This window comes from Kitasatospora sp. MAA19 (assembly GCF_029894125.1).
Lineage (GTDB): Bacteria > Actinomycetota > Actinomycetes > Streptomycetales > Streptomycetaceae > Kitasatospora.
This window is the reverse complement of the sequence record NZ_JARXYZ010000011.1, coordinates 80,413-93,974: the sequence shown is the minus strand read 5'-3', so window position 1 is coordinate 93,974 and position 13,562 is coordinate 80,413. Positions and strand designations below refer to the sequence as shown.

General features: G+C 72.6%; 11 protein-coding genes. 7 read left to right on the top strand and 4 right to left on the bottom strand.

Annotated features, from left to right (window positions below; translation table 11 throughout):
* Window positions 1–4 precede the first annotated feature (4 nt).
* Window positions 5–766, bottom strand: a complete 762-nt coding sequence (locus P3T27_RS18790) for a CoA transferase subunit A (protein ID WP_280679920.1) — start codon at window positions 764–766, stop codon at window positions 5–7.
* Window positions 767–1,086: 320 nt separating this feature from the next.
* Between P3T27_RS18790 and P3T27_RS18785 the strand changes: the two genes are divergently transcribed.
* The 6 genes from P3T27_RS18785 (at window position 1,087) to P3T27_RS18760 (ending at window position 7,231) form a co-directional block, all read left to right on the top strand.
* On the top strand, window positions 1,087–2,361 hold the full coding sequence (locus P3T27_RS18785) for a substrate-binding domain-containing protein (protein ID WP_280679918.1): 1,275 nt from the start codon (window positions 1,087–1,089) through the stop codon (window positions 2,359–2,361).
* Window positions 2,362–2,507: 146 nt separating this feature from the next.
* Window positions 2,508–3,284 (top strand): ABC transporter ATP-binding protein, encoded by a 777-nt coding sequence (locus P3T27_RS18780; protein ID WP_280679916.1) that lies wholly within the window; start codon window positions 2,508–2,510, stop codon window positions 3,282–3,284.
* 83 nt (window positions 3,285–3,367) lie between these two features.
* On the top strand, window positions 3,368–4,126 hold the full coding sequence (locus P3T27_RS18775; RefSeq protein ID WP_280679914.1) for an ABC transporter ATP-binding protein: 759 nt from the start codon (window positions 3,368–3,370) through the stop codon (window positions 4,124–4,126).
* Window positions 4,126–4,992 carry a branched-chain amino acid ABC transporter permease gene (locus P3T27_RS18770; protein ID WP_280679912.1) on the top strand — a complete coding sequence of 289 codons (867 nt, stop codon included), beginning with the start codon at window positions 4,126–4,128 and terminating at the stop codon, window positions 4,990–4,992. The genes P3T27_RS18775 and P3T27_RS18770 overlap by 1 nt, the downstream gene beginning before the upstream one ends.
* 251 nt (window positions 4,993–5,243) lie before the next feature.
* A complete protein-coding gene (locus P3T27_RS18765; RefSeq protein ID WP_280679910.1) occupies window positions 5,244–6,329 on the top strand; it encodes a branched-chain amino acid ABC transporter permease in 1,086 nt (361 codons plus the stop codon).
* Window positions 6,326–7,231: an alpha/beta hydrolase gene (locus tag P3T27_RS18760; protein WP_280679909.1), complete on the top strand. Its 906-nt coding sequence runs from the start codon at window positions 6,326–6,328 to the stop codon at window positions 7,229–7,231. Before P3T27_RS18765 ends, P3T27_RS18760 begins: the two co-directional genes overlap by 4 nt.
* A gap of 130 nt (window positions 7,232–7,361) precedes the next feature.
* On the opposite strand, the gene P3T27_RS18755 is transcribed toward P3T27_RS18760, so the two are convergent.
* A complete protein-coding gene (locus P3T27_RS18755) occupies window positions 7,362–8,642 on the bottom strand; it encodes a hypothetical protein (protein ID WP_280679906.1) in 1,281 nt (426 codons plus the stop codon).
* Window positions 8,643–9,030: 388 nt separating this feature from the next.
* A complete protein-coding gene (locus tag P3T27_RS18750; RefSeq protein ID WP_280680179.1) occupies window positions 9,031–9,618 on the bottom strand; it encodes a VTT domain-containing protein in 588 nt (195 codons plus the stop codon).
* Window positions 9,619–10,234: 616 nt separating this feature from the next.
* On the opposite strand from P3T27_RS18750, the gene P3T27_RS18745 reads away from it, so the two are divergent.
* Complete coding sequence (locus P3T27_RS18745) at window positions 10,235–11,326, top strand: LLM class flavin-dependent oxidoreductase (RefSeq protein WP_280679904.1); 1,092 nt, start codon at window positions 10,235–10,237, stop codon at window positions 11,324–11,326.
* Window positions 11,327–11,425: 99 nt separating this feature from the next.
* Here the strand turns inward: P3T27_RS18745 and P3T27_RS18740 are convergent, their stop codons facing one another.
* Window positions 11,426–13,411, bottom strand: coding sequence for an EAL domain-containing protein (locus tag P3T27_RS18740; protein WP_280679902.1), 1,986 nt, complete (start codon window positions 13,409–13,411; stop codon window positions 11,426–11,428).
* Window positions 13,412–13,562: the final 151 nt, after the last annotated feature.

Below are 13,562 nucleotides of genomic sequence, written 5' to 3'. Positions count from 1 at the left end.
CGGCTCAGGCCTCCTGGAGTGCGGGCCGGACGGTCCGGCGCTCGATGCGGCGGTCCGCGGGATCGGCGGCCACCACCCGGTCCACGTACACCCCGGGCAGGTGCACGGCGTCCGGGGCGAGCTCGCCCGGTTCGACGATCCGGTCCGCCTCGACCAGGGTGATCCGGCCCGCCGTCGCGCAGAGCGGGTTGAAGTTACGGGCGGCGGCGTGGAACACGCAGTTCCCGTGCCGGTCCGCCACCTCGGCCCGGACCAGCGCGAAGTCCGCCGTGATCGCCTCCTCCAGCAGGTACCGGCGGCCGCCGAACTCCCGGACCTCCTTGGCCGGCGAGGCCAGTGCCACCGAGCCGTCCGCCGCGTAGCGCCAGGGCAGCCCGCCCTCCTCGACCTGGGTGCCGACCCCGGCCGGGGTGTAGAACGCGGGGATGCCCGCGCCGCCGGCCCGCAGCCGCTCGGCCAGCGTGCCCTGCGGGGTCAGCTCCACCTCCAACTCGCCGGAGAGGTACTGCCGGGCGAACTCCTTGTTCTCGCCGACGTACGAGGACGTCATCCGGGCGATCCGGCCCGCCCGCAGCAGCAGGCCGAGCCCCCAGTCGTCCACCCCGCAGTTGTTCGACACCACGCGCAGGCCGGTGGTGCCGGTGTCCGCCAGGGCGCCGATCAGCGTGCTCGGGATGCCGCAGAGGCCGAAGCCTCCGACGGCCAGCACCGCGTGGTCGGGAATGTCCGCGACCGCGTCGGCGGGGGAGTCCAGGACCTTGTCCAAGGGATCACCTCGTGAGGAGTGGGATACGGGAGAGGGCGCACGATCCGGGCGGGCGCGGCAGCCGCCGCCGGACGGCTGCCGCGCCCCTCCACCGTCACCGGGCGCGGGCCGCCGTAGCCATGGCGGCCGCCGCCATGCACGGATGCCGGCCCGTGTCGGCAGGCCACACCCGGGTGCCCCGGGAGCGGCGCCGACCGGGCGGTATGTCGGCCAGAGCCACATCACGGTGGGCTGATGCGTCGCTCGGGCACATGTCGCCAGTCCCACCGCACACCTACGGTTCCGGCATCCACCCGCCGCACCCCCAGGAGTCGGTCACCATGCGCAGCTCGACAGCCCCCACTCGGACCGCCTCCGGCGCCCGCCCGGGCGAGGCCCTGACCGGCGGCCCGGCCCGGAAGCTCGCCGCCGTCGCGGCGTGCGTCCTGCTCGCCGCAGGCTGTGCCAAGGCCGGTACCGCCGGGACGGCCTCGGCAGGCGGCGGTGGTGCGAAGAGCCCGGTCAAGGTCGGCCTGGTGTACTCCAAGACCGGGCCGCTGGCGGCCTACGGCAAGCAGTACCTGGAGGGGTTCAAGGCGGGTCTGAGCTACGCGACCAAGGGCACCGGCGCGGTCGACGGCCACAAGATCGAGTTCGAGGAGCAGGACGACGCGGGCGACCCGGCCAAGGCGGTGTCCGCCGCCAAGGACCTGATCGGCAAGGGCTACAAGGTCCTGGCCGGCTCCACCGCCTCGGGTGTCGCCCTCCAGGTCGGCCCGATCGCCGCCCAGAACAAGGTGCTCTTCATCAGCGGCCCGGCCGCCGCCGACAAGGTCACCGGCTTGAACAAGTACACCTTCCGTTCCGGCCGCCAGTCCTACCAGGACATCCGCACCGCGGCCTCGTTCATCGGTGACGCCAAGGGCAAGAAGGTCACCGTGCTCGCTCAGGACAACGCCTTCGGGCAGGCCAACGTGGCCGCCGTCAAGGCCGTGCTCGGCGCCCAGGGCGCGACGGTCGACCAGGTGCTCGCCCCGCCCAGCGCCACCGACCTCACCCCGTTCGCCACCCAGGCCAAGACCGCCAAGCCCGACCTGCTGTTCGTCGCCTGGGCCGGTGACACCGCCTCGGCCCTGTGGACGGCGCTCAACCAGCAGGACGTGTTCGCCGACACCAAGGTCGTCACCGGGCTGGACCTGGCCGCCTCCTACCCGCTGTTCGGCCCGGCGGCCGAGAAGATCTCCTTTCTGAACCACTACTTCGGCGGCGCCGCCGGCACCCCGGTGGAGAAGGCCATGGACGAGGCCGTCACCGCCGCCGGCGGGAAGACCGACATCTTCACGCCCGACGGCTTCACCGCCGCCCAGCTGATCGTGCACGCCGTCGAGGCCAACCACGGCTCCGCCGACGACACTTCGGCCCTGGTCAAGGCGCTGGAGGGCTGGAGCTTCGACGGGGTGAAGGGACGCACCACGGTGCGCGCCGAGGACCACGCCCTCCTCCAGCCGATGTTCCAGGCCCGGCTGACCGGCACCGGGGCCGCTGCCAAGCCCTCGGTGGAGAAGGCCCTGACGGCAGACGAGGTGGCGCCCCCGGTCACCCCGATGGCGGGCTGATCCCGATGCCCGCTCCCACTGCCTCCACTCCTTCCCCGCCAGGCCCCTCGTCCGGTTCCTCGCCCGGTTCCCCGCTCGGCTCCTCGTCCACTGAATCGTCCACTGCCTCGTCTGTTGCCTCGTCCGGCCCCCGCCCGTCCGCGTCGGTGTCGCCCACCGTGGGCGGCGGCCGGGCCGCCCCGGTGCTGCGGTTGGACGGACTCGGCTGGTCCGTCCGCGGTGTGCCGATCGTCGAGGACGTCTCCTGCTCGGTCGGCGAGGGCGAGTTCGTCGCCTTCATCGGGCCCAACGGTGCCGGGAAGACCTCCCTCTTCAACCTGATATCCGGCATCTATCCGGCGCGTCACGGCAGCCTTCAGCTCGACGGCGTGGACATCACCGCCGAGGCCGTGCACGCCAGGGCGCGCCGGGGGCTTGGGCGTACCTTCCAGACCTCCTCTCTCTGGCCGGGGATGACGGTCGCCGACCACGTCCGCCTGGCCGCCCAGGCGGCGGCGGGGCCGCGTGCCTCGTACCGGCTCTGGCGCCGCGCCGACCGATACCAGGAGCAACTGGCCGAGACCCTCCACCGCACCGAACTCACCCACCGCGCGGACACCTTGGCGGGCGCGCTCTCGCACGGCGAGAAGCGCAAACTGGAACTGGCCGTCCTCCTCGTCTCCGATCCGCGGCTGATCCTGCTGGACGAGCCGATGGCCGGGGTGAGTGCGGAGGAGGTCCCCGCCCTCACCGCGCTGATCCGGTCCGTGCACCGTGACCTCGGCCGGACCGTCCTGATGGTCGAGCACCACATGGATGTTCTGCTCGGCCTGGCCGACCGACTCGCGGTGATGCACCACGGCACGCTGCTCGCGCTGGACACCCCCGAGGCCGTGATGGCCAACCCGACCGTGCAACAGGCCTACCTGGGTGAGGCGCTGTGATCTCCTCTCCGTTCTCCTCGTCTTCCTCCTCTGTCCCGCCCACGTCTCCTGCCGACCCCCTCCTCTCCGTCCGCGATCTACGGGTGGTCATCGATGGGCTGCACATCCTGCACGGTGTTGACCTCGATGTGGCCCCTGCCGGGGTGACCGCACTCCTCGGTCGCAACGGCGCCGGCAAGACCACCGCCGTCAAGGCCGTGATGGGCCTGGTGCCGCGCACCGGAAGCGTCCGTTTCTCCGGTGTCGAACTCTCCTCCCTTCCCACGCATCTGGTGGTTCGTCACGGCATCGGCTATGCGCCCGAGGACCGGGGGATCTTCGCCGGCCTGACGGTCGCCGAGAACCTCCGCCTCGCCGAGCGCGGCGCCCGGGGCGAGACCGGTGCGGACGAGCCGAACTATCCGCTCGTCCACGAGCTCTTCCCCGAACTCAAGCAGCGGGCCGGGCAACTGGCCGGGACGCTCTCCGGCGGCCAGCAGCAGATGGTGGCGATCGGACGGACGCTGCTCAACCGCAACCGGTTGATCATCGCCGACGAGCCCACCAAGGGCCTGGCACCGAAGATCGTCGCCGAGGTGGCCGAGGTGTTGGCGCGAGCGGCTGAGGCCGTGCCCGTTCTCCTGGTCGAGCAGAACCTCGCCCTCGTCCGACGGCTGGCCGGCACCTGTGCGGTCCTGGCCGACGGCCGCACCGCCCACCGAGGCGACACCGCCGAGCTGTTGGCCGACGAGGAAGCCGCCCGCCGCTTGCTCGGCGTCGGCTCCCGTCACCCGCTCGCCGGCGGTCCCCGGCCCGCCGTGGCTCCGGCCGCCCCTGTCGTCACCGCGGAGGTGAAGCCCTGATGGACACTGTCGTCCTCCTTTCCTGTACCGGACTCGGTCTTGGTGCGCTGTACTTCCTGGTCGCCTCCGGTCTGTCGCTGATCTTCGGTCTGATGGACGTGCTCAACTTCGCGCACGGCGCCCTGCTTTCCATCGGCGCCTATGCCACCTGGTGGGCCGGCACCGAGGCCGGCCTCTCGTTCTGGCTCGCGGTGCCGTTCGGCACCCTGGTCGGGACGGCCGCCGCCGTCCTGCTGGAGCTCTTCCTGATCCGCCCGCTCTACAGTCGGCCGCGTGATCAGATCCTCGCCACCGTCGGAGTCGGGCTCGCCGTACCCGCCCTCCTGATGGGGGTCTGGGGCGCGGACGCCCGCCCCTTCCCCCAGCCGGCCGTGCTCTCCGGTACCTGGCACGTGCTCGGTGCGACCGTCCCGGTCAACCGCTTCGTGCTCGTGGCCGCGGCCGCGCTGCTGTTGCTCGCTCTTCGGTTGTTCCTCGCCCGTACCCGCTACGGGCTGATCGTCCGGGCCGGCGTCGAGGACCGGGCGATGGTCACGGCGCTCGGCATCGACGTCCGGAAGGCGTTCACCCTCGTCTTCGCCATCGGCGGGGCGGCCGCCGCGCTCGGCGGTGCCCTCGGCGGCCTCTACTTCGGTTCGGTCAATCCCGGCCAGGGGACCGGCCTGCTCATCTTCGCCTTCGTCGTCGTGGTGATGGGCGGCATGGGCTCCGTGACCGGAGCCGCCGTCGCCTCGGTGTGCGTCGGCCTCGTCCAGCAGTTCGCCAACTACTACACCGGCGCCGGGCTCGGCGACCTCTCGGTCGTCGTCCTGCTCGCCGTGCTGCTTCTGGTCCGACCCCGTGGACTCACCGGGAGGCTCGCGTGAGCGCCGAAACGCCGATCACGAGCACCGGTGGCCCCGCGGCCGACCGCAGCGCCGCCACTTCGGCAGGGGGGACTGACACCAGCCCTGCCATGACCGCCATGCAAGCAGAGGGGACTGACACCAGCTCCGCCGAGACCGTCACTGTGGCAAGGGGGACTGACACCGGCCTTGCCGAGACCCATTGTGAACACACGGCCGACCTGGGCGCTATCCCTCGAACAGGTGATTCAGTCACTAATCGCTGGACATCGATGCACAGAGCGCTACGCTGGTGGCCGATCGCCCTGCTGATCACGTTCCTTGTCGCCCCATACAGTGCGCTTCCCGTCCCGGGACTGCTCGACGGCCCGCTCGGCAGCCCAGGGAGTCTGCAACTGCTCGCCCTGTGCCTGCTCTACGGGGCCCTCGCCACCGGCTACGACCTCCTGCTCGGTCGGACCGGACTGCTCTCCTTCGGCCACGCGCTCTACTTCGCGACCGGCCTCTACGCCACCGACCTCGGCATGCTGGAACTCCGACTGCCCTTCGCCGCCGCGGCGGTGTTCGGCGTCGCCTGCACCGTCGCGCTGGCCCTGCTGCTCGGCTCGGTCAGCCTCCGCGTCACCGGCATCGGTTTCTCCATGGTCACCCTCGCCTTCGCCCAGGCCGGCTCGATCCTCGTCCAGCGCAACCCCGGTGGCGTCACCGGCGGCGAGGAGGGGCGTTCCGCCCCGGCCGACCTGCTGCCCTCCGGCCTGCTCGGGATCGAGAACACCGCCAACCTCTACTGGATCGCCGTCGGCTACCTGGTGCTGACGGTCGCCGTGGTCCACTGGGCCGTCAACTCGCCGGCCGGCCGGGTCTGGGAGGGCATCAAGGAGAACGAGCGCCGGGTCGAGGTGCTCGGACTGCGCCCCTACGGCTACAAGTTGGTCGCCTTCGTGCTGTCCGGCGGCCTCGCCGGGCTGGGCGGGGTGGTCTACCTGCTGCTGACCGGCGGCGCCACCCCGCAGGCCGCCGGCTCCGACGCCACGCTCGCCCTGCTGGTCATGGTGGTCCTCGGCGGCTCCGGCACGCGCTGGGGCCCGCTGCTCGGCGGCGTCCTCTACACCTGGGCCGGCCACCGGCTGGGCGACCTCGCCAACTCGGCGACGATCGCAGACCTGCCCGCCGTCCTGCGGGTACCGCTCTCCCAACCCCTGTTCCTGCTGGGCACCCTGTTCGTCGCGGTGGTCTACCTGCTGCCCGGCGGCCTGGCTAGACTGCCTGCCCGCATCCGCGCCGCCCGATCCGCCCGGGCGGTCCGGACGCCGGCCGTCGTCCGGACCGCCCGCCCCACCGGAGGTACCCCCGCGTGAGCCAGTCGCCCCTGCAGCCCGAAGAGTTGACCGCCCCCGTGCCCGGTGGGGAGCTGGCGGTCCTGCGCTGGCCCGCCGCCGACCCGGGCGCCCCGACGGTCGTGGCGGTGCACGGCATCACCGCCAACGGCCTTGCCTGGTACGAGGTCGCCCGCCGGCTCGCCGGGCGGGTCACCCTGCTCGCGCCCGACCTGCGGGGGCGCGGCGCCAGCCGCGCGGTCGCCGGACCGTACGGGCTCGCCCGGCACGCCGACGACGTGGCCGCGCTGATCACGGCTCTCGGGGCGGGCCCGGCCACCGTGGTCGGCCACTCGATGGGTGCCTGGGTCACCGCCCTGGCCGCCGTCCGGCATCCGGAACTCGTCCGCCGGGTGCTGCTGGTGGACGGTGCGCTGACCTTCCCGCTGCCGGCGGGCGTCCGGGAGGAGGACGCCCTGGCCGCGGTGCTCGGCCCCGCGCTGGCCCGGCTGTCGATGACCTTCCCGGACCGGGACGCCTACCGGGAGTTCTGGCAGCGGCACCCCGCCTTCGGGACGGCGTGGTCGGCGGAGATCGACGCCTACACCCAGCGTGACCTGGTCGGTGTCGAGCCCGAACTGCGCTCCTCCTGCGTGCTGGAGGCCGTGCAGACCGACGGCACCCAGGTGCTGCTGGACCGGGACGCGGCCACCGCCGTACACCGACTGCCCTGCCCGGCCGAACTGCTCTGGGCCGAGCGCGGCCTGCTCGACGAGCCGCAAGGCCTCTACGACCACCAGCGGATCGGGCTGGCCGGGCTCGACCGGGCCAGGGTGCCGGCCTCGCTCGTGCCGGACACCAACCACTACTCGATCCTCTGGGGCGAGGCGGGGGCCGAACGCATCGTCCGCGGCCTGCTCGCGGACATCACCGTCGGCGGGTAGCGGCCCGGCGCCGACGACGACGGCCGGCGGGGTCCGTCCACCCCGCCGGCCGCACCCGCCTCGACCCGTCGGCCCTCTTCGCCTCAGGCCGTCCGTCGTGTTCGCCTCAGGTCTCCGGCTGGTGCCCGCCTCAGCCGGCAGTGCCGAGGAAGGTCTCCCAGCTGCCGGTCGGCGCCTGGCCCACGTTGAGCGTGCGCAGCTTGCGCAGGGTGGACTGGTCCTGCACCTCCAGCCACTCGACCAGCTGCTTGAAGGAGACCAGCCGGACCTCCGGCTTGCCCGCGATGGCCTTGAGGGTCTCCTCGACGGCGTCCATGTAGATGCCGCCGTTCCACTGCTCGAAGTGGTTGCCGATGAAGAACGGTGCGCGGTTGCTGTTGTAGGCGCGGTCGAAGCCGGCCAGGTAGGAGTCCTTGGCCTGGGTGCGCCAGTCGTTGTACTTGGCCGGGTCGCCCTTGGTGCTGCCGGCGGACTGGTTGGCCAGGATGTTGTAGTCCATCGACAGCACCTGGAAGGTGTGCCCGGGGAACGGGATGGACTGCAGCGGGAAGTCCCAGACCTTGCCGTCCTGCACCTTCTGCGGCCATATCTGCAGGCCGCCGGAGGAGCTGGCGTCGTACTTCCAGCCCAGCTTCGCGGCGGTCGGCAGCAGCGCCTTCTGCCCCTCCAGACAGGGGGTGCGGCCGCCGATGAGCTCCTTCTTGTAGTCGAAGGGGAGCGGGTCGACGTCGGTGAAGCCGGTGTTGGTGCGCCACTGGGTCACGAAGCCGATCGCCTGGTCGATCTCGCTCTGCCAGTCCTCGGGGGTCCACATGTTGACCCCGTTCTTGTCCGGGCGGCTGGAGCAGAAGTGCCCGTTGAAGTGGGTCCCGATCTCGTGCCCGGCCAGCCAGGCCTGGCTGACGAGCTTGAGCGTGCTCTTGACCGCGCCGTCCGACAGGTACGGGATGTCGGAGGCGCCGACCGAGTGCTTCGGCGGGTGGTACAGGTCGGACTTGCCCTTGGGCAGGGCGTAGATCCCGGAGAGGAAGAAGGTCATCGTGGCCTTGTACTGCTCCGCCAGCTTGAGGAAGCGGGGGAACTGGCCGTCGTCGGTGCCGCCCGCGCCGTCCCAGGAGAACACCACGAACTGGGGCGGCCGCTCGCCGGGCTTGAGCTTCTCGGGCTTCGGCTGGTTCGGCTGCGGGCCGGTGTCCGCGTTGGAGCCGTCACCGATCGGGGCGCCCTTGGGTATCCCCGTCTTGGTCGGATCGGTGGTGCCCGCCTGGGTGGTGCCGGGGCTGCCGCCGGAGGTGGGGGAGACGGCGTTCTCACTCGAACCGGATCCGCTGCTGGAACAGGCGGCGACCGCGCCGAGGGCCGCGGTCGCGGCGGTTGCACTGAGCACCGTCCTGCGCGAGATGCTGGTCATGGTCTCCCCTGGGTGCCGATGCCGGTGGTGAGGGCGGCTCTGGGCCGCACCGGGCAAATCGGGCAAATTGATGAATTTTCCGCCGTTAGCATGCCATGTGGTCGCAGCGGCCACCAAGGCTGCCGACCTACTACGACAGTGAACACGTCAGCGGCGCCGGGCTGGGCTGCAGGGATTCGTCGTCTGTTGCCGTCCTGTGACGCTTCGCGCCGCGCACCGCCAGGGGAGTACGGTACCGCCGGCCTCGCCGGGCCGGTCAGAGTTCGTCAGCGCTCGGTGTGACTCGTCGCTTGTCCGGGCGCATCGCGCCCGTCGTGGGGACGCTGCGGCAGACGAACTGCCACCGGTAGGAGCGCGGGTGGCGGGGGCGCCGGTCGAGGCGCAACGGTCAGAGCGCGGCCAGCCGTCGGGTGCGGCGCACTATTCGCGCGATCGCGGTGCTGACGATGGTGGCCGCGGTGCAGGAGACGGCCAGACTCAGCCAGGCGGTGTCGAACCAGTGGCTGTTCAGCCAGCCCAGCGTCACGATGTAGGCGGCCCAGACCAGTGCCGCCAGTGCCGACCAGTGCAGGAAGCGGTGCGGATGGGCGGGGGAGTGGCCGATGGCCACGTCCAGGACGGTCCGTCCGGCCGGGACGAACCGGGCGATCACCACCATGGCCGCGGCCGCCCCGTGCGGGCGTTCGGCCAGGGCCTGTTGGACCCGGGTCACGCTGGCCGCCAGTTTCGGGCGTCGGGCGAGCCGGCGTTGGAGCAGCGGGGCGCCGCGCCGGGAGAGGTGCAGCAACAGGAGATCGCCGAGGAACGAGGCCACCGCCACACCCAGGCCGAGGAGCACCGGGGCGCCGTCGATCCGCGCCGTCTTGAGCACGGCCAGGATGACCAGCGTCCCGCTGGGGATGAAGGGGAGGAGGGCGTCTCCGAGTACGGCGAAGAGCGCCAGGGCGCAGATCCACGAGGATCCGATCGCCGCCACGAAGTTCAAAGCCCGTACTCCCTCCACGCCGCCCGGGGGAGCAGGTGGCTGCTGGGGTCAACGCTAGCGCCTCGACTTTTCATGCCATGAAGCACCCCGGTATGCCGCGGATCACAGGCGCCCGGCCCCGACCTGCACAAAGGCGCGAGCCCCCGGAGCGGGGTGCCGCTCCGGGGGCTCGCGGGGATCGATCGGCGCTGGTCCAGCCCGACGATCTTGCTGGCGGAACGCGGATCCCGTTGGGTGACCCGCTCCTGATCACCAGCCTGCCGGACGCCGACCGCCGTTCGCGAGCCCTGCGCCTGGCGACTTCCGGCGCTGGCGTGAAGTCGCCAGGCGTGTCCGCCTGCTGGCTCTCCGTAGGCCGAACGGTCGGTCGGCCGTCCGGCGCCGACCCGCACGGAGGGGGACCGGAGAGAGGGGCGCGGAGGAAGACCGGACAGCGGAGGACCTGGGAACGGCGCGGGACGGCGTGAGGGCTGGAACACGTCGGAACGCGGGAACAGCGAGCCCGGCGGGGTGGTTGACCCCGGTCGGCAGCAGCGACCGTCGGGCCACCCCAGACCCGTGGTCGCCCACGACGGCCGGCTCAACGACAGCCAGAAGGGCGGACGGCATGACCACCGAGGACCAGCAGGAGCACGGGAGCGAACCGCCGACCGGCGCGGCGATCCGGGGCGCCGCCCGCGGTACCGCACCCGCCCCGCTCTCCATCCTCGACCTGGCCACCGTGGGCGTCGGCTACACGCCCGCCGAGGCCCTGGCCGCGACCACCGCGCTGGCCCGCAACGCCGAGCAGTGGGGCTACCACCGCTTCTGGGTGGCCGAGCACCACGGCATGCCCGGAGTGGCCAGCTCCACCCCGGCCGTCCTGCTCGCCCACCTCGGGGCCAACACCACGACCCTGCGGCTCGGTTCGGGTGGGGTGATGCTCCCCAACCACGCCCCGCTGGCGATCGCCGAGCAGTTCGGCCTGCTGGAGGCCCTGCACCCCGGCCGGATCGACCTGGGGCTCGGCCGCGCCCCCGGCACCGACCCGGCCACCGCCCGGGCGCTGCGCCGCGGCCTCGCCGAGGGCGCCGACGACTTCCCGCAGCAACTCGCCGAGTTGACCCACTTCCTCGACGGCGACTTCCCCTCCGGCCACCCCTACGCCCAGCTGACCGCGGTCCCCCAGGGCGACGGGCGCCCGCCGATCTGGCTGCTCGGGTCCTCCGGCTTCAGCGCCCAGCTGGCCGGCCGCCTCGGCCTGCCGTTCGCCTTCGCCCACCACTTCAGCAGCGCCAACACCGTCCCGGCCCTCGACCTGTACCGGGCCTCCTTCCGCCCCTCCGCCGTCCTCGCCGAGCCGTACGCGCTGATCGGTGTGAGCGCGGTCGCCGCCGACGACGAGGACTCGGCCCGTCGCCTGGCGCGTTCCGCCGCCCTCGGCATGCTCCGGCTGCGGCGCGGAAACCCCGGCCCGATCCCCACCCCGGAGGAGGCCGAGGCCTACCCGTACAGCCCGGCCGAGGCGGACTTCATCGACAGCTGGCTCGACAACGTGGTGCTGGGCGCCCCGGGCGAGGTCGCGGACGGGCTGGAGGCCCTGCGCAAGCGGACCGGCGTGGACGAGTTGATGGTCACCTCGCACATCCACGGACACGAGGCCCGGCTCCGCTCCTATGGTCTGATCGCGGAGGCGTACGGCCTGACGGCCGAGGCCTGAACACCGCCGGAACGCCCGGCCGTTGAGGGTCCGCCCGGCGCCCCGCCCGGCGCCCCTGCATGGCACCCCGCCCGGCGCCCCCGCCCGGCTACCGACCGACTACCGGCCGGTGTCCGGGCCGGGGCGGCCCTCGCGGAGTATGGCCGCGACCAGTTCGGCCTCGCCCGGCCGGGCGAAGTACCAGCCCTGGGCGGTGTCGCAGCCGGTCAGCCGCAGTCGTTCGGCCTGGGCGGCGCTCTCGATGCCCTCGGCGGTGACGGTCAGGCCGAGGGTGTGGGCCAACTGCACCATCGCGCCGACGATCTGCTCGTCGGCGTCGCTGCGGCGGGAGTCGAGCTCGGAGAGCTCCGGATGGCCCGCCGCCGGGGCCGGGTCGCGGAACCCCTCGATGAAGGTGCCGTCGAGCTTCAGGACGTGCACCGGCAGCCGGGAGAGGTAGGCCAGGTTGGAGTAGCCGGTGCCGAAGTCGTCGATCGCGATCCGCACACCCATGTCCGCGAGCGCCTGCAGCGCCTGCAGCGGCCGGCCGCCGGGGCCGAGCAGCGCGCTCTCGGTGATCTCCAACTGGAGCAGCCGGGCCGGAAGTCCGGTGCGTTCGAGGGCACGGGCGACGTCGGCGACCACGTCGGAGTCCCAGATCTGGCGGGCGGCCAGATTGACGCTCACGAAGGTCTCGGTCTCGGGGAACTCGGTGAGCCACTGCCGGGCCTGACGGCAGGACTCCTCCAGCACCCAGGTGCCGAGCGGCACGATCGCGCCGGTCTCCTCGGCGAGCGGGATGAAGCGGTCCGGCGAGAGCGTCCCGTAGCGGGGGTGGCGCCAGCGGACGAGGGCCTCCGCACCGTGGACGGCGCCGTCGGCCAGGCCGACCAGCGGCTGGTACTCGATGGTGAACTCGCCACGCTCCAGGGCGGGTCGCAGTGCGGTGGCGAGGAGCTGACGGGTCAGCTGGTGGGCGCCGCGGTCCGGGTCGTAGAGGGTCCAGCGGGCGCGGCCGTCGGCCTTGGACCAGTAGAGCGTGGCGTCGGCGTCCTTGACCAGGTCGGCCGGGGTGGTCTCGTGCACGGACCGTTCGACGACGCCCACGCTGGCGGTGATGACCAGCCGGTGCCCGGAGACGTCGAAGGGGCGTTCCAGCTCCTGGAGGATCCGGGCGGCCAGGTCGGTCAGCTGCTCGCTGCCCCGGCTGTCGGTGACCAGGACGGCGAACTCGTCGCCGCCCATCCGGGCCACCAGGTGGGCGCCGTGCCCCGAGAACCCGTGTCGCAGCCGGGTCGCGACGGCGATCAGCAACTGGTCGCCGATGTGGTGGCCGAGGGTCTCGTTGATCGCCGCGAAGCCGTCGAGGTCCAGGTAGCAGACGCCCACCCGGGGCCCGTCCGCGAGCGCGGGGACGGCGTCGGCGCCGGCGACCTCGGAGCCCTCGGAGACCTCGGAAGCGACGGAGCCCTCGGCGGTCGTGAGGCAGGCGGCGTCGAGTCGTTCGAAGAAGAGGGTGCGGTTGGGCAGTCGGGTCAGCGGGTCGTGCAGGGCCTGGTACTCCAGGCGGTCGCCGAGTCGGCGCTGCTCGGTCATGTCCTCCACCAGCGCGAGGGTGTAGAGCGGCTGCCCGGCGCCGTCCCGGATGAGCGAGACGGTGACCTTGCTCCAGACCGTGTGGCCCTCGCGGTGCTTGAGCTGCTTCTCCACGCGGAACCGTTCCCGCTCGCCGTGGACGAGTTCGGGGAAGAGCCGGTGCGGCATGCCCTCCGGGTCGATGATCTCGTGCAGGTGGGTGCGGACCAGTTCGCCGACGCCCCGTCCGATCAGGCTCGCGAAGGCGGGGTTGACCTCGATGATCCGGTCCTCGGGGTCGATCAGGGCCATCCCGATGACCGCGTCGCAGAAGGCGGCCCGGAAGCGGGATTCACTGGCCCGCAGCGCGGCCAGCATCCGGTCGCTCCCGCCGTCCTCCTGGCCGGGGCCGTCGGCGGCGCTCCGGTGCGTGCCGCCGGTCAGCGGCGTCGAGCAGGTGGGGCAGAGGAGCGCCCCGGAGTCCTCCAGGACGGCGCCCGCCGCTCCGGCTGCTCCCGCAGCCCCTGCCACGCTCGCCACGCTCGCCGTGCCGACGGCCCCGACAACAGCCGTGGCAGAACCAGCCACGCTGACAGAACCGACAGCCGCGTCGACAGAACCGGCGGGACCGGCGGGACCGGCGGGCCGGGCGGGACCGACGGAACCACCGGGACCAGCCGAA

Coding starts and splice junctions, on each gene's coding strand:
- P3T27_RS18785 (WP_280679918.1), top strand. CDS start 1,087: ATGCGCAGCTCGACAGCCCCCACTCGGACCGCCTCCGGCGCCCGCCCG.
- P3T27_RS18770 (WP_280679912.1), top strand. CDS start 4,126: ATGGACACTGTCGTCCTCCTTTCCTGTACCGGACTCGGTCTTGGTGCG.
- P3T27_RS18765 (WP_280679910.1), top strand. CDS start 5,244: ATGCACAGAGCGCTACGCTGGTGGCCGATCGCCCTGCTGATCACGTTC.
- P3T27_RS18755 (WP_280679906.1), bottom strand. CDS start 8,642: ATGACCAGCATCTCGCGCAGGACGGTGCTCAGTGCAACCGCCGCGACC.
- P3T27_RS18745 (WP_280679904.1), top strand. CDS start 10,235: ATGACCACCGAGGACCAGCAGGAGCACGGGAGCGAACCGCCGACCGGC.